Genomic DNA, 22,863 nt, shown 5'->3' on the forward strand with positions numbered 1-22,863 from the left:
GTTTTTTCGGAACGGATAAAATATGTTCAGCTTTCAAAGCAAAGCAAGGATGGCGCCGGATCGTCCACGCCACACATCACTCTTTTTTACTTTATGGAGTAATACCAGATGAAATTCTTATCTGCCGCTATCGTAGCTGTTCTGACCGCCGGTGTTTCCATGACTGCCGCTGCCGCTCCTGCAGGCTACGTTACTTACAAATGTGACAACGGTAAAAAACTGAATGTCGTTTATGAATTTGACCGTCGCGGCAATGCAGTAGGCGCTTCTGCAAATGCGGCCGGCAAACAAATCAGCCTGCGCACCGACAAACGTCGCTCTGACAGCACTGGCACTACCTTCACCAACAAACGCGGCTTCTCTATGTCTGCCGGTTACATCGACCGCAACACCCACACCACTTCTGAAGTGGTAGGCGTTAGCGATGCACAAAACCGCTTCATCGTGAAAAACTGCGAACCTGTTAACATCGACCGTTAATTTTAAACGAACGATTTAAGCTTCTTTGAGGTCGTCTGAAAACCGAAACGAGTTTTCAGACGACCTTTCGTTTTATCTGTTGCCGGTCAAAATCAAAAATTGTTGCATATCTGCAACTGCCATTTCACACACGCGACAATCTAAAACTTGTCCTCTGCGCGCGAAACGGCGGTCATTTGTAAACTTCTCTTTTTATTTCTTCACAGCCAAGCTGACGGTAAAGATGCCATCTTCGTCTATCCACTGATGGATTTTTTCAAAACCGGCTTTCTCGACCAACTGATCCATTTCCTGCTGGCTGCGGCGGCGCATCACCCAGTTCGGACTGCCTGCTTTGTGGCTGGTCAGTGCGCGGGCAATCATTTCGAGCTGCGGATGCCACGGCTGTCCGGTGTAAATCAGGTAGCCGCCTGTTTCAATCGCATCGCCAAAGCCGTAGAGCGAGTTCAAAATCAAATCGTTGTCGGCAAACAATTCGTGCAGACCGGAAACGATGCCCAGCGTGGGGCGCGGTTGCAAATCCTGATAATTGGCACGGTCGTAGGCATTGACTTCGTTGAAGGTAACCGTGTCTTGCAGACCGCGTTCGGCAATCAGCCTGCGTCCGGCTTCGACGTTAATCGGGCTGTAATCGCGCAGGCGCACGGAATCAGGCAGCGTGTCGGCAGTCAGCGCGTCGAGCACATAGCGGCCGTGCCCCGAGGCAATATCGAGAACGTGTACCGGTTTGCCCGCTTCGCGCAGCTTGGCAGAGGCCGTCTGAATCGCTTTACCGATATTGATTTTGCGTTGGCGGATGCCGCGCCAGCCGATGGCGTTTAGATAGTGTTTATCCACCGCCACACCAAAGGCGTTGCTGCCCTGTGGCTGGTTGCGGTACACATAATCGAGCGTGCTGCCGGAGTCATAGCCGGTTTCCTTGCCGATTTTCAAACCTTCGCTCCAACGCGCTCCAAGATCGAGGGAAGCGCGGTAAACTGCCCAAAATGCGCCGCGCGGCGAATAAATAGACAAAGGTGTTGCCAATTCGTCGGCTTCGCGACGGCTTTCGCCGTGCAGATGGGCTTGGGTCAAATCGACTTGATATAAAGGCTGATTGAAACGTTCACGGATAAAGCGGCGCATTTCGACGAAGGCGATTTCGCGGTTTTGTTCGCCCAAAGTGTCGTGATAGAAGCCGGGCAGGATATGGCGTTCTTTGATGCGGCTGCCCAAGCGGTTGTAGAAATCGTGTTGCGGTTTGTGGTGAACAACCCAGTCGCTGCCGGAAATCAAAAGCTGCACGGGCGTGGTAATTGCCTGCGCATCGGCGACGACGCGTTCGGCAGCCTCATACAAACCGAGCAGAATGCGCACGGAAATGGCGCGGGCGATCCGCGGATCGTTGTCATAGCTGGTTTGACGCTCTTTGTTATGAGTCAGGTAATGGGCTTTGACGTAGCTGTTGACAAAGAAATTGCCGCGCCATTTCTGCATGATTTTCAGACCGGTGCGGGCAAAAGGGACGTAGAGTTTGACTTTGAATGCGGGCGATGCCAATACGGCGCAGCGGATTTTCGGCGCGTAGTCGTGCAGCCAAGTGGACACCAATACTGCGCCGACGCTTTGCGCGATCACGCAGATGTTTTCGGGCTTGATGCCGTATTCGCTTTGGATGTGGCGGATAAAGTCGTCCACATCGGCAACGGAGGTACCGATACTGGGGCTGTCGCCGCGTTCGCCGGGGCTGTGGCCATGACCGCGCGCGTCCCATGCGAAATAGGCAAAATCGTCAAAACCAAGTTCGTTGGCAACAAACATCATCCGGCCGGAATGTTCATGACCGCGGTGGAACAGCACGATGGCCTTATCGGTCGAACCGTCGGCAGCTGGGCGGTAGCGGTAGAAAAGCGAAGTGCCGTCTTGGGTGGAAAAATAATTTTGTTGCTCGGACATGAAAAACTCCTGATAGTCATATTTTCGAACGGTATCATGACATATTAAATTTATGCAATCGTTATCTGACAAACGGACAAATGAAATGATTAAAAGCAAAAAGGTCGTCTGAAATGTTTCAGACGACCTTTACTACGTTTAACGAAGTGCTAAATGACTGCTAATTTTGCCGTGTTTTAATACACTCATCAAAACCCCAACGACACATTTCGAAAGGAAGTCGAACATGAAAAAATTATTATTGACCGCTATCGTCGCTTTGTCCGCTACTGTCGCAGGTGCCAACGATTACATCGAACACCAAATTTACAGCGACAGAAATTTTGAACAAAACCGTGCCAAAGCCATCAGAATGCTTGAGCAACGCGGCTATCGCGTTCACGACATCGATGCCGACGACTATCGTGGCAGACCTGTATTGGACGTAGAAGCCTACAAAGGCGGACGCGAATACGACATCAAATTGTCTTACCCCGACTTGAGAATCATCAAAGAGCGTATCGACTACTAAGAAACGATGCGTTCAAGACTGCCGCAAACTGCCCGTTTGGCGGCAGTTTTTGTTGAAGGAATGGAAATTGGATTGCCGACTTAATCATTACATACATGATTATCCCAAAGAATGTAATGTTTTTATCAATAATGCATGACGTTGTGTAAATTCTCCAAACCTAAGGAACTAAAAAACGCTTTTCCTTTCCATTCAAATTGATTCACTCAAACGGAGTATAAACATGGATTTCCACGATAAAAATAAAAAGGGACAAGAGCCGCAAAATACGGTTTCCGACTGGGAGAAACCTTTCGAGCGACCCGACCCCGATGCGCCCCAGCCTGTTTCTGAAGTTTGGGAAGATGCAGAAGAAGCGTTTGATAAGGGTGAAGAAGCTTTAAAAGCTAAAGAAACCTTAAAAACTGAAGAAACTGTGAAAGCTGAAGAAGCCGTGACAACCGAAAATTTGGCGAAAACCGAAGAAGTTGTGAACGCTGAAACGGCAGAGAATCTAACAGACCACAATCCCGAAGAGCTTACGTCGAAAAACATCATCATCGAAGGCATTGGGACGTCGTCTGAAAAGCCCAAAAAGAAAAAGAAAGACAAAAAAGACAAGGCGAAGAAGAAAAATCAAGCCGCCGATGTGCCGCCTTCCGATCTTTTGGGTACGAACAAAGGCGTGGAAACCATGTTCCGTAACGCTGTGCGCTCGGAGATGGAGCTGCTCGCGCTGGCGGCGACCAAGGCGAACATTATGATTTCGCTGAATGGTTTTATCGTGTCTGCACTGATGATTTCGGGTGCGTTTATTTTCTCATCGTCGCCCGAATTTCTGATTCCGGCGAGTACGTTTATGATTACTGCCGCCGCGTCCATCGTGTTCGCGCTTCTATCCGCTTCGCCCGAACGTATCGGCAAAATGCAGGCTGCGCGTACTTGGGTTAAGGATTTATTCCGCGGTCGCGCCAAACTGCGTGATTTGAAAACCCGCCTCAGCAGCACACAAACGCGCTTTTTCAGCGGCAGCCAGCCCAATATTCTGATTTATGAAGACCGTGTGAAGGTGCAAAAAGAGCAATATTGGGAAATGATGCAGGAGATTATGAGCGACCGCAAACAAGTCTATCAAAAGATGAGCGATCATCTTTACTGGCTGGGCTTGCTGGCGGACAAACAGTTCAAATACATCAACTTGTCTTATGCCGTATTCCGCTGGGGGCTTTTGGCTTCGCTGGCGGCGTTTATCGGCGTGAAAACACTACCTTCTCTTTTGACTAAGCCTGCCAACAATGCGGCAGAGCTGCGCGCTTTGGGCATTAATATGTTCAACGGTGTGTACGAGCCTTCCGCCGTACAACAGCTTCCAGACGGTAAACTGCTGATTGCCGAAGACGAACCGAACCATGCGTTCAGTATTGTCAGCATCGATCCGTCAGGCAGATTTATCGAAGACGAAGCCTTGGATACGCGCGTGATTACCGGCTTCAAACGCCGTCTGAGCGACTTGGAAGCATTGGCACGCGACGATGAAGGCTTTATCTACGCGCTCACTTCGCACTCGCGCACCCGCAAAGGCAACCGCTCGCCCGACCGCGAACACCTGATGCGCTTTAAAATCCAAGATGGCAATGTGTTGGGACTGACCAGCTACGACAATCTGACGCAGGTTTTGGAAACCGACCACAAATTACACGACCTCATCCGCGAACGCACCAAAGCCGAAGTTTCCTTTGAAGAAATCAATATCGAAGGTATGGCGTTTGACCCCGTGAAGAAACGTCTCGTCTTAGGCTTCCGCGATCCTGAGTTCAACAATATGGCTTTGGTGGCATTCATCAGCAACTCGAAAGACGTGTTCGAGCGCAACGCCAAGCCTGAATTTGACGAAGTTGCCATCCTTGACATCGACGGCGGCGGTATCCGTTCTATCAACTACGACCCGGTGTTGAAAAACTACGTCATCGCCAACGAAGTGAAGGATGAAAACGGTCAGAAATTCTCGCAATTGTGGACTTGGAGCGGCAACCCGACTGACGAACCGCAAAAAATCTCGCTGCCCAACCTGCAACACATCACCAACGTCGAAGCCGTTGATTCGATTACGGTCAACGGCAAGCCGCAGATGATTGTGATGGGTGACGAAGGCAACGCTTCGCAGAAAATTACCGCCAAGTACATGGTGGTGGATTACAGCCAGTTCGGCAAACAGTAGTTTTAAAGCTGATTAAAAGGTCGTCTGAAACTGAGGTTTAAGGTTTCAGACGACCTTTTTTTGCCGGCGAATAACCTTCCCCATCTAAACCGATACGGCATTGCCTCGTTCTGATTTATAGTGGATTAACTTTAAACCAGTACGGCGTTGCCTCGCCTTAGCTCAAAGAGAACGATTCTCTAAGGTGCTAAAGCACCAAGTGAATCGGTTCCGTACTATTTGTACTGTCTGCGGCTTCGTCGCCTTGTCCTGATTTAAAGTTAATCCACTATATATATCCTTCCGCGAAAGGGCGGATGGAAAGCCTGCCGATTATGATTCAGCTACAAAAGAAAGGTCGTCTGAAACCGAATCTCATAGTTTCAGACGACCTTTTCACTATTGTCTAACCGCTGTCAGCTTGCGTTCAACCGCTTGTCCGGTCGTGTAAAAACAAACACCACCAGCGAAGTCAGCGCGCCCAGCGTATCGGCGAGCATGTCTTTTTGCGCGTCCCAAATATCGCCTTGCGAACCGAGCACTTCCAGTCCTGCTTCGCCGCCGTCAATCACGGCATACTGCCATTCGATGACTTCATAAGCTGCTGCCACGCTCATGATGAAGAACAAGGAGAAAAACAAGGCGAGCGCAGGACGACAGAGTTTGCGGCGCAACAGCCATTCCGCCATCGGATAGGCGTAGAAGCCGATGATGTAGTGTCCGACGCGGTCGAAATGGTTGCGGTTTTCGCCTAAGAACGGCGCAAGCAGGCGGTTTGCCCAATCGAAAGGGACATCGGCGAAGGTGTAGTGCGAGCCGATGGTGTGCATAATCAGCCAAAAGCTCATGAAAACATAAGCCAAATTGCTGAAACGGAAGAGGCGGTAAGTGGCAACAAGTGCGACAAATACGATGGAAACGGGCAGGATTTCGGCGTACCAAACGGCACGGTCGGACGGATTAATGCCCGACCAGACGATGAGTGTGGAAATGAAAAGCGCGAGCAGCAAAGGGATGATGTGCGAAGTTTTTTGCATGATATTTTCTTTTTATTAAGTGAGTATAAGATGGGAAATGGGTTTCAGACGACCTTTAAGCCGTTGACGACGCGCTTATAGCAGGTGTAAACCAATGCCGCGCAAGCCAACCACATGACGACGTAGAAAACCATATGGAAGCTGCCTGCCACCGCGTACCACACCGCCAGTACGCCGATGAAGAACGCACGGTCGCTCTTGCCGAACGGACCATCATAACGCCGACCGTTGCCGTGTACCTGACCCAACACGCCGCAAAATTCGGTCATTGCCGCCAGCCAGACAAACAGTCCGATTTGTGCGCCGTCAAACGGGGCGATAAAGGCGAAAGGCAGATACAGCGCGGCATCTGCGGCGACATCGGTGATTTCGTTCAGATAGCCGCCCAATGCCGACTGCTGACCGAACTCGCGCGCCAGCATTCCGTCCACCGCGTTCAACGCCATGCGGACAAACAGCCACACGGGCAACAGCCAAAACAAGGCAGGAATCTGCGCGCCAAGCGACAACAGTATGCCGACCGCGACCGACACTGCGCAAGCCGCCAACGTAACCTGATTGGCGGTTACCCCCTTCTGATAAAGCCGGCGCACCAGCGGGCGTAGCATGTTTTGAAATTTGGGTTTAAGGGCGTAGATGCTCATTATTATGCTGTATGAAAAAAAACGAAGTGCCGCGATTATAGACGAAATCCGTTATAATCCGTCAACTTTCCCACCACGCGGTTCGCAAACCTCCCGCGTTACCAAAACTAGGATTCACCATGCAAAACCAACAAGCCTTGGTCATCTTCTCCGGCGGTCAAGATTCCACCACCTGCCTGATTCAAGCGATTCAAACCTACGGGCGCGAAAACGTCCAAGCCATCACCTTCCAATACGGACAACGCCACGCCGTCGAGCTGGAACGTGCCCGCTGGATCGCGCAGGATTTGGGCGTCAAACAAACCGTACTCGACTTGAGCCTGATGCAGCAGATTACGCACAACGCCCTGATGGACGACACCGCCGCCATCAAAACCGCTTCAGACGGACTGCCCAATACCTTCGTGGACGGACGCAACGCCCTGTTCCTGCTCTATGCCGCCATCTACGCCAAAGGACAAGGCATCAGGCACATCATCGCGGGCGTGTGCGAAACCGACTTCTCCGGCTATCCCGACTGCCGCGACGTGTTTGTCAAATCCATGAACGTTACCCTCAATCTGGCGATGGACTACGCCTTCCAAATCCATACCCCGCTGATGTACCTAACCAAAGCGCAAACTTGGGCGTTGGCGGACGAAATGGGCGCGCTGGACTACATCCGCGAGCAGACCCACACCTGCTACAACGGCATCGTCGGCGGCTGCCATGAATGCCCGAGCTGCGTGTTGCGCGAGCGCGGGCTGGCGGAATATTTGGAAAGCAAGGCAAAATATAGTGGATTAAAATAAAAATGAGACAAGGCAGCAACGCCCGCCGTATACGGGTAGTACATAAGGGCGTTGGCAACGCCGTATCATTGCAATTTTAATCCACTATAAAAAGCCACAGCGGCGCGCAAAACCGCTATGGCTTCCGATACAGCCAAAGGTCGTCTGAAAACATGCTTCCGATAAGACGGGACATTTTCAGACGACCTTTTCTGCTGCCAGCAACATTTCCACATTCCGCTCGGTCACTTCGGCTATCTCTTCGACGGCAACGCCGCGAATTTCAGCGGCGATGGCGGCGATTTGGCGGATGTTGGCGGGCGTGTTGATTTCGTTTTTCAACATAAACGGGCTGTCGGTTTCCAAGACGAAATCGTTGTCATTCAAGGTTTTGAGGGTTTCGCGTATTTTTCGTGCGTTCGGATTGAGCAGCAGCGAACCGATGCCGATTTTGAAACCGAGCTTGGTCAACACGCGCGCTTCTTCCGCGCTGCCGGAGAAGGCGTGAACGATGCCGCCGTAGGTAAAACCTGTCTGTTTGACGGCGGCGGCGATGTCGGCGGTGGCTTTGAGATTATGGATAATCACGCGGCGGCGCAGGGTTTGCGCGATGGCAAGCTGGCGGCTGAAAACTTGGATTTGCCGTTCACGCTGCGGCGTTTGGGTTTTGTCGTAAAAATCCAAGCCGATTTCGCCGACCCATGCCGTCGGACGCGCTTGTAATACTTGTTCCAAACGCTGAAAATCCGGTTCGGAAACGTCGTCTGAAAACCAAGGATGGATGCCGAGCGCGATATGGATATTGCCTAAAATCGGGTTTTCAGACGACCTTTGCGCCAAATCCGCCACGTCCTGCCAATCCTGCGGTCGGGTCGCGGGAACGATAAACCGCCCTACTCCCGCCTCCCGCGCTGCGGTCAAAACGTGCGTCAGGTTTTCGCGTAAGGCGGGATCGGCGAGGTGGCAATGGGTGTCGGTGAGGTTCATTTCGATTTCACAATAATTGCAGTCTTACCAACTCTTTTTCTACATCTTCCGCGCCCCAGCCTTGCGATACGGCGAGGGTCATGAGCGCGGTGGCGGTTTCGAGGTTGCATTTGCCGCCGTTGATGATGCCCGAGTTGCGGAACGCGTTGCCTTGCGCGTAAACGGCGGCGGTTCTGCCTTGTTGGACTTGGCTGATGTTGAGCAGCAGTTTGCCTTGCTGCGTGAAGTCTCGGACGGCGCGGATGAAGCCTTCGTCTGCGGGTGTGTTGCCGTGTCCGTAGCTTTGCAGGATAAGGGCTTGGGCGGGAAACTTCCCGAGCCCGTCCGCAAGTTCTTGGACGGCAAAGCCGGGGATAAGGGTGCGGACGGCGATTTTTGCCTGCGGGTCGGGATAGCGGATTTTGAGGTCGTCTGAAACATCCGTCGCGTCTTGGGACGGGATGCGAAGATTGTGCCAGCCTTGAGTTTCGTCCCATTCGGCGATGGCGCCGAAATGCGGATTGTCGAAGCCTGCGGCGGTTTCGGTGCTGACTTTGCTGCTGCCGACGGCAGGATAAAGTTTGCCGTCAAAAGCGATGACGGTTTGTTTGAGCTTGAGGCTGAAGGCGGCGACGGCGGTGGAGAGGTTGCGCGGGGCATCGCTGTTTTCGGCGGCGTAAGGCCATTGGGAGCCGGTCAGGACAATCGGTTTGCCCAAGCCTCGCAGTGCGAGCGCAAGGAGGTTGGCGGTGTACGCCATGCTGTCCGTGCCGTGCAGTATCAGGATGCCGTCGCAGGAAGGCAGTTTGGCGGCGATGATGTCCAGCCAGTCGCGCCAGTGTTGCAGCGTGACGGATGAGGAGTCAATCAACGGATTGCAGACGTGCCACTCGAAGTCGAGGTCGTCTGAAAAAGGGGAAAGGGCTTGGCTGACAAGCGCGGTATCGGGGCGCAGGCCTTCGCTGCTTTGGGTCATGCCTATGGTGCCGCCTGTGTAGAGGACGAAGATTTTTTGTTTCATGGACATCATCGGGTCGTCTGAAAATAATGATGCGGCTTATTTAACTATATTTCGGACAGGCTGGCAATTTGGCGGCGCGGACGGTTTTCAGACGCCCTTAAAATGAAAAAGCACCCAAGGGCTGTCGATATTTAATTTTCCAAGTAGATTTTTATTCACGAAGCGTGAGACTCAGGACAGAAGCCGCAACAAGGTCAGAGATCTTGCGAGAATTTCCAACGCAGAAGATACCGCTTTGGATAAAAAACACGGAAACTATTGAATATCGGCAGACTTTTCAGGGTGCTTGATTTTATTGTTCGCTTTGCGCGGCTTTTTTGGCTGCCTTGGCGGCTTTACGCTCCGCCCGCTTTTCGCTCAATTTGGTACGGTAAAACAGCAGGCGTTGGCGTTTTTTCCACCAGAACCATGCCAAAACTACTGCCAATACGCCCAAAACAACGAAGATGCCGGATTGCAGGCTGTGCATTTTTGCCATCAGCCAATCGATGTTGTTCGCACCGTATTCGCCCAAATAAATCCAAACCGGCACGGAAATCAATGCGGCAAGCCCGTCCATCAGAATGAAACGGGTATAGGAAACTTTGCGGCTGATGCCCGCAGTCACGAAAACGGCGGTACGCAAACCGGGCAGGAAGCGGGCGACGAACAATACCCAGTTGCCGTATTTGTCGAATTTTTCCTGCACCTGCGCGTAACGCTTGGGTGTCATCACGCGGGCAATCGGTTTGAACTTAAGGATTTTCTGCCCCCACAAGCGTCCGGCGACAAACATAAATCCGTCGCCCGCCAACACGCCGAGCATACCGACGACAACCATCCAATGCGAATTGGTGTACCCCAAGCCGGAAATCACACCGCCTGTCACCAGCGTCAAATCTTCGGGAATCGGTACGCCAAAGCCGCAAATGACCAAAACGAAAAACACGGCCGCATAGCCGTAATGGGAAAAAAGGGCTTCTAAAAAGGCAAACATGGCGTATCCGTCGGTTGTAATGTGGAGGGGAAATTCATTTGAACTGAATGTTGTATTTTACCAAAGATAGGGTCGTCTGAAAGAAATAACAAGGCAGGTTATGAAAATAGGCGTCAGCAATATTGTTTGATGCTTTTCAGACGACCTCGAATCCTAAAAAACACAGTGGATTAACCTTAAACCGGCATGGCGTTCCCCCGCCTTGCCCTGATTCAAAATTAATCCACTGCACCGCCGTTCCCGCTTGCGTGGAAACGACGGCAGTTTTAAGGTTTGCTAAAAACCTATTGATTTTTCGACGGCATTACTGCTTGCCGGTGATGGCTGCTGCGATGCGTTCCGCGCCTTTTTTCGCCCAGTCCGCCTGACGCGCTTCGACCATAACGCGCACGACCGGTTCGGTACCCGATGCGCGCAACACGACTCGGCCTTTGCCTTCGAGTTCTTTTTCCACTTCTGCCAACACGTCTTTCGAGGCTTCCTGCCATTTCTGACCTTTTTGGATGCGCACGTTGATCATGGTTTGCGGATACGGCTGCCAGTCGGCGCAAACGGTAGCGAGGTCTTGGTTCAGGATTTGCAGTGCCGCCAAAACTTGCAGCGCGGAGATGATGCCGTCGCCGGTGTTGTGTTTGTCCATGCACAAAATATGGCCGCTGGCTTCACCGCCGATGAGCCAGCCGCGTTGGTTCAGCTGTTCCAACACATAGCGGTCGCCGACTTTGGCGCGGCAGAAATCGACGCCCTGCTCTTTCAGGGCAATTTCCATCGCCATATTGGTCATGACCGTACCGACCACGCCGCCGATGTTGATGCCTTCGCAGGCACGTGCTTTGGCGATGACGTAAATCAGGCTGTCGCCGTCGTACACTTTGCCGTTGCGGTCGACCATCATCAGGCGGTCGCCGTCGCCGTCCAACGCGATGCCGTAGTCGGCTTCGTTTTGCAATACGGCGGCCTGCAAGGCTTTGGGATGGGTTGCGCCGCATTTTTCGTTGATATTGTAGCCGTTGGGTTCGTCGCCGATGCTGACGACTTGCGCGCCGAGTTCGTGGAACACTTTGGGCGCAACGTCATAGCCTGCGCCATGCGCGGTATCGACCACCAATTTCAGGCCGCGCAAATCCAAATGGCTGGGGAAAGTGGATTTGCAGAATTCGATGTAACGGTCGTCTGCGCCGTTGATACGGCGGGCGCGTCCGAGGCGGGCGGACGGCTGGGTTTTCATTTCCTCGTCGATTTTGGCTTCGATTTCCAACTCGATTTCATCACTCAGTTTCACTCCGCCTTCGGCGAAGAATTTGATGCCGTTGTCGGAATAGACGTTGTGCGACGCGGAAATCATCACGCCGGCGGACAAACGCAGCGCACGGGTCAGATAAGCCACGCCCGGCGTAGGCAGCGGACCGGTTTGGATGACGTTGACACCCGCGGCGGTAAAACCCGCCACCAGCGCGGCTTCAAGCATGTAGCCGGAAATGCGCGTGTCTTTGCCGATAAGGACAGTCGGCTTCTGCCCTCCGTCATGCTGTACCAACACCTGCCCCGCCGCATAACCGAGTTTCAATACGAAATCGGGGGTAATCGGGAACTGACCGACTTCGCCGCGCACGCCGTCCGTGCCGAAATATTTTTTTGCCATGAGTTTGCTCCGTGAGGATGTTTTTTAGAATGGGGTTACCCGTAAATGTCATAACGGGCAGTATAGGGGGTTTTATGCAAAACTGTTGGGATTTATGTTTAGCGTCATTAGATTAAGCCTGAGCGGTATAGTTTCTTATTTTATCAAAATACGGAACAAGTTAACCGGATTAAACAAACAGGTCGTCTGAAACCGCCAAACTTGTTTTCAGACGACCTCTTTATCACTATAGTGGATTAAATTTAAACCAGTACGGCGTTGCCTCGCCTTAGCTCAAAGAGAACGATTCTCTAAGGTGCTGAAGCACCAAGTGAATCGGTTCCGTACTATCTGTACTGTCTGCGGCTTCGTCGCCTTGTCCTGATTTTTGTTAATCCACTATATTTTAGGGGCTGTCGACATTTCATTTTCAAAGTGTTTTTTTGCTTCCAAAACAGAAGCTATTAAATGCCGGCAATCCCTAAAGCGTCCCACACCTTCAACGTATCCGCCGTCGCCTTCACATCATGCACGCGTACGATTTGCGCGCCGCGCGCCACAGAAGCCAGCGCCGCCGCCACGCTGCCGTGTACGCGTTCCGCCGCGTCTGCCTCGCCGGTCAGCTCGCCTATCATGCGTTTGCGCGACACGCCGATGAGCAGCGGAAAACCCGTTTCCGCCATCAATTCGGGCAAATGCCGCATCAGCGCGATATTGTGTTGCAGGGTTTTGCCGAAGCCGAAACCGGGATCAAGCGCGATGCGTTGCGGGGCGATACCTGCCGCGATACATTCCACCGAGCGCGCTTTCAAATACCGCGCTACTTCACCGACAACATCCTGATATTTCGGATTAATCTGCATGGTTTCGGGCAAACCCTGCATGTGCATCAGGCAAATGCCCGTGTCCGCCTGACGCGCCAGCAATTCGACCGCGCCCTCGTCGGTCAACGCCGCCACATCATTAATAATATCAACACCACCGAGCGCCAACGCTTTTTCCATAATCACCGTGCGACGCGTGTCCAAACTGACGGGAACGCCCCACCCCGCCACTTCCGCCAATACAGGCTTAACCCGCGCCCATTCTTCTTCAGGCGAAACATAATCCGCACCCGGCCGCGTCGATTCGCCGCCGATGTCTAGAATGTCCGCGCCCTCTTTCAAAAGCCGTTCGGCGTGTGCCAAGGCTGTTTGGGCATTTTGCGAATATACGCCGCCGTCGGAAAAAGAATCGGGCGTCAGGTTGACGATACCCATGATTTTCGGCTTGTCCAAACCGATTTCAAACCTGCCTGCCTGCCAGATGCGCGTGGTCATGATGGTGTGTTCCGTAAAATAATGAGGGTGAAATTATAGGTCGTCTGAAAACATCATGCAGCTTTCAGACGACCCCGTTTTACAAATCCTGCCGTTTAATGCCAAAATCAGGTTTACCGTCCTAATCCGTCTGACAAAGGAAACAGCCATGTACCGACACGTCGAATACTACCCCGGCGACCCGATTTTGAGCCTAGTCGAAACCTTCAAAAACGACCCGCGTCCTGAAAAAGTCAATTTGAGCATAGGCATTTATTTCGACGACGAAGGCAAAATGCCCGTATTGGAATCCGTGAGCCGTGCCGAAACCGCCCGCGCCGCTACGCCTGCGCCGTCGCCCTATCTGCCGATGGAAGGTTTGAACACTTACCGCAGCGCGGTGCAGCATTTATTGTTCGGCAAAGATAATCCCGCGTTCGCGCAAGGACGCATCGTTACCGTACAAACCTTGGGCGGCTCGGGCGCACTCAAAGTCGGGGCGGATTTCCTGCACCGCTGGTTCCCCGCAGCGCGCGCCTACGTCAGCGACCCGACTTGGGACAATCACCGCGGCATTTTTGAAGGCGCAGGTTTCGAGGTCGGCACTTATCCTTATTACGACTCCGCCACCGTCGACGTGAAATTCGACGAAATGACCGCGTTTTTCAACACCCTGCCCGAACACAGTATCCTAATCCTGCACCCCTGCTGCCACAACCCGACCGGCGTGGATATGTCGGAACAGCAATGGGACGAAGTGTTGCAAATCATCAAAACGCGCAAACTGATTCCGTTTATGGACATCGCCTACCAAGGCTTCGGCGGCGATTTGGACAGCGATGCCTACGCCATCCGCAAAGCGGTGGAAATGGATTTGCCTCTGTTCGTCAGCAATTCATTCTCAAAAAACCTGTCGCTCTACGGCGAGCGCGTCGGCGGTTTGAGCGTGGTTTGCCCGAATAAAGAAGAAGCAGAATTGGTGTTCGGACAGCTCAAATTCACCGTCCGCCGCATCTACTCCAGCCCGCCCGCACATGGCGCCTATATCGCCGCCGATGTGATGAACAGTCCCGAACTTTACGCTTTGTGGCAAAACGAAGTCTATGTCATGCGCGACCGCATCCGCGCCATGCGGCAGAAACTTTACGACGTTTTGACCGCGCAAATCCCCAAACGCGATTTCACTTATTTCATCAAACAGCGCGGCATGTTCAGCTACACAGGATTGAACGTGGAACAAGTCCGCAGGTTGCGCGACGAATTTGCCGTTTACCTGCTGGATTCGGGCAGGATGTGTGTCGCTGGGCTGAATGCGTCGAACATCGCCTATGTTGCCGATGCGTTTGCCAACGTGTTGAAATAAAGCACAAAAAGCAAAAGGTCGTCTGAAACCCGATGTAGTTTTATTTGAAGTAAATCAAAAGGCCGCCCGAAAAATTTTCATCTTTCAGACGGCCTCTCTATAATTGGCGCACCCAACAGGGATCGAACCTGTGACCTCCAGCTTCGGAAACTGACACTCTTCCAACTGAGCTATGGGTGCGGGGAAGGCGTAAGATTAACGCAAATCCCGCCTGTTGGCAAAGCCTATTATGCAGGATGGCGCAAACAAGACAAATTTGCAGAAAATTCCCCGTAAATAATCAATGACATAACTAACCCACCCCTTAACAAACGGCAAAAAACTGCCGCCTTTGCGTATATTTTCCACAAGAGCGATTGGAAAGCCCCTGTGAATTCAGTATAATCCAGCAAAATATTGTTAACTGCGTTTAACACACCAAACTATAACTCAAAGCACAACCTAACCTAACGGCGAGGCCTACCAAATGAAACAACTCCGCGACTCAAAAGCCCAAGGCTCTGCATTGTTTACCCTTGTGAGCGGTATCATCATTGCTATTGCAGTCATTTACTTCCTCATCAAATTGGCGGGCAGCGGCTCGTTCGCAGACGTTAACCAATCGTCCGAAGCCGCCACCCAAACCCGTATCCAACCCGCAGGGCAGCTCGCCTTAGGTGACGGCATTCCGGTAGGCGAACGCAAAGGCGATCAGATTTTCAACAAAATCTGTATCCAATGTCACGCTGCGGACAGCTCCGTTCCCAATGCGCCTAAAATCGAAAACAACGGAGATTGGGCTCCCCGTATCGGACAAGGTTTCGACACGCTGTTCCAACATGCTCTGAACGGTTTTAATGCCATGCCTGCCAAAGGCGGTGCAGCCGATTTGACCGACCAAGAACTCAAACGCGCCATTACTTACATGGCCAATAAGAGCGGCGGCAACTTCCCTGATCCCGATGCCGCAGCACCCGCCGATCAAGCAGCTTCAGGCGATGCAGCCGCATCCGCACCAGCCGCTGCCGGCTCTGCTCCCGCAGCCGACGCACCTAAAGCCGAAGACAAAGGCGCAGCCGCTCCTGCAGCCGGCGGTGCAGACGGTCAAAAAGTTTACGAAGCCAATTGTAAAGCGTGTCACGGCGGCGCCATCCCCGGCGCTCCCGGCGTAGGCAAAAATGACGAGTGGGCTCCACGTATCAAACAAGGTAAAGAAACCCTGTACAAACACGCTCTCGAAGGCTTCAACGCCATGCCTGCCAAAGGCGGTAACGCCGGTCTGAGCGACGACGAAGTCAAAGCAGCGGTCAACTACATGGCTAACCAATCAGGCGCTAAATTCTGATTCATTCAGAAAACGCCATAGATACCCCAATAAAAACGCACCTTTAAACAAGGTGCGTTTTTTTGTTGCCATTCTTCATTACCTCCTAACGAATACAAATCAAATACAAATCAACCAGACCCATCGATTGATTTTGCCTTACAATCTCCCTCTTAATATCCAAAGCCTTCTGAGCAACAGAAATATTTTCAGACGACCTCCTAAGCGCTTTGGTAAAATGCACCACGCAATTATAGTGGATTAACTTTAAACCAGTACGGCGTTGCCTCGCCTTGCCGTACTATCTGTACTGTCTGCGGCTTCGTCGCCTTGTCCTGATTTAAATTTAATCCACTATACCTACCCTCTTCCGCCATGCCTGACCAACTGCCCATGACCAACCAGCGCATCAACCACGAACCCGTCTTCCTGCTTGCTTCCGCCCCTTGGCGCGAGAGCAGTTTGTGGGTAGAAGTGTTCAGCCGCCGTTACGGGCGCGTGGCTTTATTGGCGAGAGGTGCGCGCAAGCGGCAGAGCGAGCTGCGCGGCGTGTTGGTTCCGTTTGTACCGATCAGCGCATCTTGGTACGGTTCGCAAGAATTGAAAACGCTGCACCGCGCGGAGTGGATAGGCGGCTGGCCGCAGCCGCAAGGCAGGGCTTTGTTCAGCGGTCTGTATATTAACGAATTGATGCTCAAACTGACGGCTCGCGAAGACCCGATACCCGAGCTTTACGACGCGCTGGAAGCGGTGATGCGGGCGGTATGCGGCGAAAACAGCCATACCGCCGCGCTGCGACGCTTTGAATGGACTTTACTCAACCGCTTGGGATTCGCACCCGATTTATTCCACGATGGCAACGACGAAGCAATCCGCGCCGAAGAAACCTACTGGCTGACGCCTGAAAATGCGGTCGTCCCCATCGAAGAAGCTGAACGCTTCAATCCGCGCAATCATGGCGTGGCAGTTGGCGGCGACATCTTAATCCAGCTGCGCGAAGGCGATTTTACCCATCCCGAAAGCCTCGGACAGTCGCTAAAAATCACGCGCCTGCTGATTGACAACCTCCTACCCGAAGGCATTAAATCCAGACAGGTTTTGCAACAGCTCCAGCAATTCAGTTTCGGCGTTTAACTTTTTCAGACGACCTTTTCTATCGACAGGTCGTCTGAAAACACAAAGAAAGGACACATCATGCTCTTAGGTGTAAACATCGACCACATCGCCACCGTCCGCAACGCCCGCGGCACGACCTATCCCAGCCCTGTGGAAGCGGCGTTGGTCGCGGAAACGCACGGTGCGGATTTGATTACCATGCACCTACGCGAAGACCGCCGCCACATCAAAGACGCGGACGTGTTCGCCGTCAAAAACGCCATCCGCACGCGCCTGAACCTTGAAATGGCGTTGACGGAAGAAATGCTGGAAAACGCGCTCAAAGTCATGCCGCAAGACGTGTGCATCGTGCCTGAAAAACGTCAGGAAATCACGACCGAAGGCGGTTTGGACGTATTGGCGCAACAAGAAAAAATCGCCGGGTTCACCAAAATCCTGACCGACGCAGGCATCCGCGTCTCGCTCTTCATTGATGCCGACAACGAGCAAATCCAAGCCGCCTATGATGTCGGCGCGCCCGTTATCGAGCTGCACACCGGCGCATACGCCGACGCACACAGCCACGCCGAACAAATCAAGCAATTCGAGCGTCTGCAAAACGGCGCGCATTTTGCCAGCGATTTGGGCTTGGTCGTCAACGCCGGACACGGCCTGACCATACACAACGTTACCCCCATCGCCCAAATCCTCGCTATCCGCGAGTTGAACATCGGGCATTCGCTGATCGCCCAAGCCCTCTTCCTCGGCCTGCCCGAAGCCGTGCGCCAGATGAAGGAAACCATGTTCAGGGCAAGACTGCTGCCTTGATAGGCGACATCCACCTTTTCAGACGACCTTCTCTCAACAAGGAGACCACCGCATGATTTACGGCATAGGCACAGACATCGTTTCCCTCAAACGCATCATCCGCCTGAGCAAAAAGTTCGGACAGGCATTTGCCGAGCGCATCCTCACCCCCGAAGAACTGCTCGAATTCCCGCAGGCAGGCAAACCCGTCAACTACCTTGCCAAACGCTTCGCCGCCAAAGAAGCTTTCGCCAAAGCCGTCGGCACAGGCATACGCGGCGCGGTTTCCTTCCGCAACATCGGCATCGGGCATGACGCATTGGGCAAACCCGAATTTTTCTACGCCCCCGCCCTGTCCAAATGGCTGGAGGAACAAGGCATCAGCCACGTCAGCCTCAGCATGAGCGACGAAGAAGACACCGTGTTGGCATTCGTCATTGCCGAAAAATAAGACAATACCCATCGGCAGGTCGGACTCCCGAATCCGACCTTTCCGAATTTTCAGACGACCTTTCTCCCCATTCCCATGACCCAAGACACCCGCCCCCTTATCCGCGTCGTTGCCGGCATCCTGCTCAACCAAGACGGCGACTACCTGCTCAGTTCCCGCCCCGAAGGCAAACCCTATGCCGGATATTGGGAGTTTGCCGGCGGCAAAGTCGAAGCGGGCGAAACCGACTTCCAAGCCTTGCAACGCGAGTTTGAAGAAGAACTCGGCATTCGCATCCTTGCCGCCACGCCTTGGCTGACCAAAATCCATTCCTACGAACACGCCCGCGTCTGCCTGAAATTCCTATGGGTAAACCCCGACCAATGGACGGGCGAACCCCAATCCCGCGAAGGACAGGCATGGTCGTGGCAGAAAGCAGGCGATTTCAACGTCGCCCCCATGCTGCCCGCCAACGGTCCGCTGCTGCGCGCCCTCTCCGTCCCACGCCAGCTGCAAGGTCGTCTGAAAACCGGTTTGCACGGACAAAACAGCACCGGCGAATACCGCGTCGCGCCCTACTCCCTAGCCGAACCGCACCACGCCAACATCTTCATCTCAGAAACCGAACTGCGCAAGCTCGGCAAGCTGCCCCAAGCCCAAAGCGTTTGGGTATCGATACACACCCGCGAACAATGGCAACGCGTACAAGATGCCGACGTCGTCGTTTGGCAAGTCAACGACGACGCAAGCGCACGACAAGTGCTTGAAATATTGGAACAAGGCGTATCCGTTCCACTGGTTGTCGCCGCGCCCGAAACACTGGTTTCAAGCTATCGCGACCACTGGCTCTCAACAGGCGCACACGCCGTCCTGACCGACAACGACACCGAGGTCGTCTGAAATGGACAAAAACCGCAAACTTCTCCTCGCAGGCGTCCTCCTCATTCTCTTCGCCGCCGCCAAACTCCTGCTGCTGGACTGGTGGCAGAAACAACAGCCCCAAGCCCGCACCGCCGAGTGCGACCTCATCAAAGGCTGCACCCTGCCCGACGGTTCCCACGTCCGCTCCACCCCCATCAGCACCCGTTCCGCCTTCGACATCACCGTCGAAAACACCCCGGCCGAAACACAACAAGTCAGCATCAGCTTCAGCATGAAAGACATGGACATGGGCTTCAACCGCTACTTGCTCAAACAGCAATCCCCGCGCACTTGGCAAGCGCACCAAATCCACCTGCCCGTCTGCGTCGAAGGCAGACGTGACTACATTGCCGACATCACCATAGGCGGACAGACTTTTCAGACGACCTTTACCGCCCAGTAAGTGTGCTACGCGTATTCAAACAAGAAAACTTTTCGTCGAATGGCTCATCATGGATTCAATTTCAATCAGAAACCTGAAAAGAGTGCCTATAACATGAAAGCGATTGTTTAGATGTTTTCACACTAAACAATCGCTTTCTTCAGGTTTGTACAACATAAAACCATGCCGGTTTATATAGTGGATTAACTTTAAACCAGTACGGCGTTGCCTCGCCTTAGCTCAAAGAGAACGATTCTCTAAGGTGCTGAAGCACCAAGTGAATCGGTTCCGTACTATCTGTACTGTCTGCGGCTTCGTCGCCTTGTCCTGATTTAAATTTAATCCACTATAATTCCCGATTAAGCCGATAAGCTAAAAATCCTATTAAAATCAACATATCAATTCGATATTCAATATATTTAGATTCCGCTATCAAGCCGTTTCCAATCCATCTCCCTTCATTCTTTATCCCAAATCCATCCCCCGCACCGACAAACATAAAAGAAAAAGACGCAGCACATTATCCGACCATACCCTAGCCTCTTAAAAACAAATGAAAATATTAACAAACCATCTACATCGCAACCTAGCCCCTATAAATTCCCCTATTTAAATTTGCTTATCAATAAAAAAGCAAGCAAAGCATCCTGAAAATATTCAAAAAATATCTTGAAATTCAATATTTACATCAAATCTTCATTATAAAAATAATATAAATATCCCATTTATTAATTATATTACTGTCAACACTCTGATTTTGTGCTATATTGTGACGAAATAACCATTATTCAGAAATGGAGAAGAAAACTTATGAAAACCGCCTCCAATTTCATCCGCGACGACATCAAAGCCATGTCCGCCTACCGAATTGCCGATTTGCCTGAAGGCCTCATCAAGCTGGATGCGATGGAAAGTCCGTATCATCCGTTTGCCCGTTTTCCCGAGCTGTCAAACGAATGGCTGCGGCTGATTGCCCAAGCGCCGATTCAGCTTTATCCCAATCCTGCCGCCAGCGGGCTGCAGGAAACTTTAAGAAAAGCCTTCGATATTCCTGAAGCCGCCGCCATCGCTTTAGGAAACGGCTCGGACGAGTTAATCCAATTCTTGACCCTGCTCGTTGCCCAATCAGGCGCGACCATGCTGGCGGTTGAGCCGAGTTTCGTGATGTATCGGCACAATGCCGAGCTGTACGGTATGAATTATGTCGGCGTGCCGCTCAATGAAGATTTCACGCTTGATTTGCCCGCCGTTTTATCCGCCATTGAAAAACATCAGCCCGCGTTGATTTTCATTGCCTATCCGAACAATCCGACAGGCGTATGTTTCCGCCGCGAAGAAGTCGAAACCATCATCCGCGCGGCGCAGGGTATCGTAGTTGTCGATGAAGCATACGGCGCATTCAGCCGCGACAGTTTTCTGCCGCAGGCGGGCAGCATCGAAAATCTGGTCGTGATGCGCACCATCAGCAAAATCGGTTTTGCCGGACTGCGCATCGGCTATGCGGCAGGAAGCCCCGCCGTAATGGGCGAGCTGGCGAAAATCCTGCCACCCTACAATATGAACCAATTAAGCTTGGCGACCGCCAAATTCGCCCTGCAACACCACGACGCGATTCAGACGACCATCGATATTTTGAAAGCCGAACGCGAACGCGTTTTCAGCGAATTGTCCGCCATAGGTCGTCTGAAAGCCTTCCCCAGCGAAGCGAATTTCATTACCGTGCGCGTTCCCGATGCAGACGCACTGTTTAACACGCTTAAAGAAAACCGCATCCTGATTAAGAAACTCCACGGCACGCATCCGCTTTTGGCGCAATGCGTCCGCATTACCATCGGCAGTCCCGAGCAAAACGATGCCGTACTGGACATTATCCGCAAGCTTTATGCCTGATTTTTTAAAACCTCACAGAGAGTAAACCTATGACCATCACTCAACTCCACCTTGCCAATTTCCTGCAGCTTGTCGAAGAAGCAGGCTCGCTGACCAAACTTGCCCGCAAATGCGGTTACGACAACGCGGCATCCCTATCCCAGCTGAAACGCCGCCTTGAAGAGCAGGCAGAAGACGAAAAAGCGCGCGGCATCCGCCCCAGCCTTGCCGCCAAACTCGAAGCCGGCATGCACAAACGCAAAGGCTGGTTAAACCGCGACCACAGCAAAGACAAAGAAAAATCCGCAGCCGCCGAAGCCGCCCGCCAAGAGCGTGCCGCCCAAGCTGCCGCCGCCACACCGGCATTCCATATGCCCGCAGAAGGCCGCGCAGTCAGCATCACCCGCAACACCAGCGAAACCCAAATCACCCTCAGCCTCAACCTCGACGGCACCGGACAATACCGCCTCGACACCGGTGTCCCCTTCCTTGAGCATATGCTTGCCCAAGTCGCCCGCCACGGCATGATTGACCTCGACATCACCTGCAAAGGCGACTTGCACATCGACGACCACCACACCGTAGAAGACATCGGTATCGTACTCGGTCAAGCCCTGAAACAAGCCTTGGGCAGCAAAGCCGGCATCTGCCGTTACGGTCATGCCTACGTTCCGCTCGACGAAGCTTTGAGCCGCGTTGTCATCGACCTCTCCGGCCGTCCCGGACTCGTGTACAACATCGACTTCACACGCGCCCTCATCGGACGTTTTGACGTTGACCTGTTTGAAGAATTCTTCCACGGCGTCGTCAACCACAGCATGATGACCCTGCACATCGACAACCTCAGTGGCAGCAACGCCCACCACCAAGCCGAAACCGTATTCAAAGCCTTCGGCCGCGCCCTGCGCATGGCGGCAGAATACGACCCGCGTATGGCAGGACAAACCCCGTCCACCAAAGGCACTTTGAGCGACGAATCCGTTGCCGTTGAAGTTGCCGCTGAAAAAGAAGAAGCGCAAAGCGAAGAATAATCCGCTTTAAAAAAGGTCGTCTGAAAACCGAGAAACAGGTTTTCAGACGACCTTTGCGTTTACGGCAGGCATTGTTCAAAACGGTAACCGGCAAAACCATCGCAAACGAGTTCAGAAAATCCCCCCTCCCGCCTTCCTGTACAAGTACGAATTCATCTGAAATCAAAGACCATCCACAATAAAAATCAAAAGATTAAATCTCACCCGCAGAGCCGAGCCTGCACAAA

General features: G+C 52.6%; 21 protein-coding genes, 1 tRNA gene and 1 pseudogene. 13 read left to right on the forward strand and 10 right to left on the reverse strand.

Annotated features, from left to right (window positions below; all coding sequences use genetic code 11):
* Nucleotides 1-108 precede the first annotated feature (108 nt).
* Complete coding sequence (locus DBZ16_RS14285) at nucleotides 109-480, forward strand: DUF7606 domain-containing protein (protein ID WP_049230092.1); 372 nt, start codon at nucleotides 109-111, stop codon at nucleotides 478-480.
* Nucleotides 481-672: 192 nt separating this feature from the next.
* Here the strand turns inward: DBZ16_RS14285 and DBZ16_RS14290 are convergent, their stop codons facing one another.
* On the reverse strand, nucleotides 673-2,415 hold the full coding sequence (locus DBZ16_RS14290) for a bifunctional alpha/beta hydrolase/class I SAM-dependent methyltransferase (RefSeq protein ID WP_107814450.1): 1,743 nt from the start codon (nucleotides 2,413-2,415) through the stop codon (nucleotides 673-675).
* A gap of 226 nt (nucleotides 2,416-2,641) precedes the next feature.
* On the opposite strand from DBZ16_RS14290, the gene DBZ16_RS14295 reads away from it, so the two are divergent.
* A complete protein-coding gene (locus tag DBZ16_RS14295) occupies nucleotides 2,642-2,926 on the forward strand; it encodes a PepSY domain-containing protein (protein WP_003740886.1) in 285 nt (94 codons plus the stop codon).
* 223 nt (nucleotides 2,927-3,149) lie between these two features.
* Nucleotides 3,150-5,123 carry a Pycsar system effector family protein gene (locus DBZ16_RS14300; RefSeq protein WP_107814451.1) on the forward strand — a complete coding sequence of 658 codons (1,974 nt, stop codon included), beginning with the start codon at nucleotides 3,150-3,152 and terminating at the stop codon, nucleotides 5,121-5,123.
* A 395-nt stretch (nucleotides 5,124-5,518) separates the two neighbouring features.
* Here the strand turns inward: DBZ16_RS14300 and DBZ16_RS14305 are convergent, their stop codons facing one another.
* Both DBZ16_RS14305 and DBZ16_RS14310 read right to left on the reverse strand, forming a co-directional pair.
* Nucleotides 5,519-6,139, reverse strand: coding sequence for a DUF2238 domain-containing protein (locus tag DBZ16_RS14305; RefSeq protein ID WP_107814452.1), 621 nt, complete (start codon nucleotides 6,137-6,139; stop codon nucleotides 5,519-5,521).
* Nucleotides 6,140-6,183: 44 nt separating this feature from the next.
* Nucleotides 6,184-6,783 (reverse strand): CDP-alcohol phosphatidyltransferase family protein, encoded by a 600-nt coding sequence (locus tag DBZ16_RS14310; RefSeq protein ID WP_107814453.1) that lies wholly within the window; start codon nucleotides 6,781-6,783, stop codon nucleotides 6,184-6,186.
* Nucleotides 6,784-6,902: 119 nt separating this feature from the next.
* On the opposite strand from DBZ16_RS14310, the gene queC reads away from it, so the two are divergent.
* A complete protein-coding gene (queC, locus tag DBZ16_RS14315; RefSeq protein WP_107814454.1) occupies nucleotides 6,903-7,574 on the forward strand; it encodes a 7-cyano-7-deazaguanine synthase QueC in 672 nt (223 codons plus the stop codon).
* Between the two features lie 177 nt (nucleotides 7,575-7,751).
* Here the strand turns inward: queC and DBZ16_RS14320 are convergent, their stop codons facing one another.
* The 5 genes from DBZ16_RS14320 to folP all read right to left on the reverse strand — a co-directional run bounded on the left by DBZ16_RS14320 (nucleotide 7,752) and on the right by folP (nucleotide 13,456).
* Nucleotides 7,752-8,540 (reverse strand): TatD family hydrolase, encoded by a 789-nt coding sequence (locus DBZ16_RS14320; RefSeq protein WP_107814455.1) that lies wholly within the window; start codon nucleotides 8,538-8,540, stop codon nucleotides 7,752-7,754.
* A gap of 7 nt (nucleotides 8,541-8,547) precedes the next feature.
* Nucleotides 8,548-9,540, reverse strand: coding sequence for an asparaginase (locus tag DBZ16_RS14325; RefSeq protein WP_167390300.1), 993 nt, complete (start codon nucleotides 9,538-9,540; stop codon nucleotides 8,548-8,550).
* A 292-nt stretch (nucleotides 9,541-9,832) separates the two neighbouring features.
* The gene (locus DBZ16_RS14330; RefSeq protein ID WP_107814457.1) at nucleotides 9,833-10,516 is read right to left on the reverse strand and encodes a DedA family protein; all 684 of its coding nucleotides are present in this window, start codon (nucleotides 10,514-10,516) and stop codon (nucleotides 9,833-9,835) included.
* Between the two features lie 304 nt (nucleotides 10,517-10,820).
* Nucleotides 10,821-12,158: a phosphoglucosamine mutase gene (gene glmM, locus DBZ16_RS14340; protein WP_107814459.1), complete on the reverse strand. Its 1,338-nt coding sequence runs from the start codon at nucleotides 12,156-12,158 to the stop codon at nucleotides 10,821-10,823.
* A gap of 443 nt (nucleotides 12,159-12,601) precedes the next feature.
* Nucleotides 12,602-13,456, reverse strand: a complete 855-nt coding sequence (folP, locus tag DBZ16_RS14345; RefSeq protein WP_107814460.1) for a dihydropteroate synthase — start codon at nucleotides 13,454-13,456, stop codon at nucleotides 12,602-12,604.
* Nucleotides 13,457-13,604: 148 nt separating this feature from the next.
* On the opposite strand from folP, the gene DBZ16_RS14350 reads away from it, so the two are divergent.
* A complete protein-coding gene (locus tag DBZ16_RS14350; protein WP_107814461.1) occupies nucleotides 13,605-14,798 on the forward strand; it encodes an aromatic amino acid transaminase in 1,194 nt (397 codons plus the stop codon).
* 104 nt (nucleotides 14,799-14,902) lie between these two features.
* On the opposite strand, the gene DBZ16_RS14355 is transcribed toward DBZ16_RS14350, so the two are convergent.
* Nucleotides 14,903-14,978, reverse strand: a tRNA-Arg gene (locus DBZ16_RS14355).
* Nucleotides 14,979-15,264: 286 nt separating this feature from the next.
* Between DBZ16_RS14355 and DBZ16_RS14360 the strand changes: the two genes are divergently transcribed.
* Nucleotides 15,265-16,122, forward strand: a complete 858-nt coding sequence (locus DBZ16_RS14360) for a c-type cytochrome (protein WP_107814462.1) — start codon at nucleotides 15,265-15,267, stop codon at nucleotides 16,120-16,122.
* A 233-nt stretch (nucleotides 16,123-16,355) separates the two neighbouring features.
* On the opposite strand, the pseudogene DBZ16_RS16150 reads toward DBZ16_RS14360, so the two are convergent.
* Nucleotides 16,356-16,463 (reverse strand): annotated as a pseudogene (locus DBZ16_RS16150) (IS5/IS1182 family transposase); the annotation flags it as partial.
* A gap of 31 nt (nucleotides 16,464-16,494) precedes the next feature.
* On the opposite strand from DBZ16_RS16150, the gene recO reads away from it, so the two are divergent.
* The 7 genes from recO to hisB all read left to right on the forward strand — a co-directional run bounded on the left by recO (nucleotide 16,495) and on the right by hisB (nucleotide 22,636).
* Nucleotides 16,495-17,235 (forward strand): DNA repair protein RecO, encoded by a 741-nt coding sequence (gene recO, locus DBZ16_RS14370; protein ID WP_107814463.1) that lies wholly within the window; start codon nucleotides 16,495-16,497, stop codon nucleotides 17,233-17,235.
* A gap of 60 nt (nucleotides 17,236-17,295) precedes the next feature.
* Nucleotides 17,296-18,024 carry a pyridoxine 5'-phosphate synthase gene (pdxJ, locus tag DBZ16_RS14375; protein ID WP_107814464.1) on the forward strand — a complete coding sequence of 243 codons (729 nt, stop codon included), beginning with the start codon at nucleotides 17,296-17,298 and terminating at the stop codon, nucleotides 18,022-18,024.
* Between the two features lie 52 nt (nucleotides 18,025-18,076).
* The gene (acpS, locus tag DBZ16_RS14380) at nucleotides 18,077-18,454 is read left to right on the forward strand and encodes a holo-ACP synthase (RefSeq protein ID WP_003744561.1); all 378 of its coding nucleotides are present in this window, start codon (nucleotides 18,077-18,079) and stop codon (nucleotides 18,452-18,454) included.
* A gap of 75 nt (nucleotides 18,455-18,529) precedes the next feature.
* Nucleotides 18,530-19,333, forward strand: a complete 804-nt coding sequence (locus DBZ16_RS14385) for an NUDIX domain-containing protein (RefSeq protein ID WP_107814465.1) — start codon at nucleotides 18,530-18,532, stop codon at nucleotides 19,331-19,333.
* A 1-nt stretch (nucleotide 19,334) separates the two neighbouring features.
* Complete coding sequence (locus DBZ16_RS14390; RefSeq protein WP_107814466.1) at nucleotides 19,335-19,757, forward strand: hypothetical protein; 423 nt, start codon at nucleotides 19,335-19,337, stop codon at nucleotides 19,755-19,757.
* Nucleotides 19,758-20,546: 789 nt separating this feature from the next.
* Nucleotides 20,547-21,626 carry a histidinol-phosphate transaminase gene (gene hisC / locus DBZ16_RS14400; RefSeq protein ID WP_107814467.1) on the forward strand — a complete coding sequence of 360 codons (1,080 nt, stop codon included), beginning with the start codon at nucleotides 20,547-20,549 and terminating at the stop codon, nucleotides 21,624-21,626.
* 29 nt (nucleotides 21,627-21,655) lie between these two features.
* The gene (gene hisB, locus DBZ16_RS14405; protein WP_107814468.1) at nucleotides 21,656-22,636 is read left to right on the forward strand and encodes an imidazoleglycerol-phosphate dehydratase HisB; all 981 of its coding nucleotides are present in this window, start codon (nucleotides 21,656-21,658) and stop codon (nucleotides 22,634-22,636) included.
* The last annotated feature ends 227 nt before the right edge of the window (nucleotides 22,637-22,863 follow it).

This window comes from Neisseria sicca, from assembly GCF_003044565.1.
Lineage (GTDB): Bacteria > Pseudomonadota > Gammaproteobacteria > Burkholderiales > Neisseriaceae > Neisseria > Neisseria sicca_A.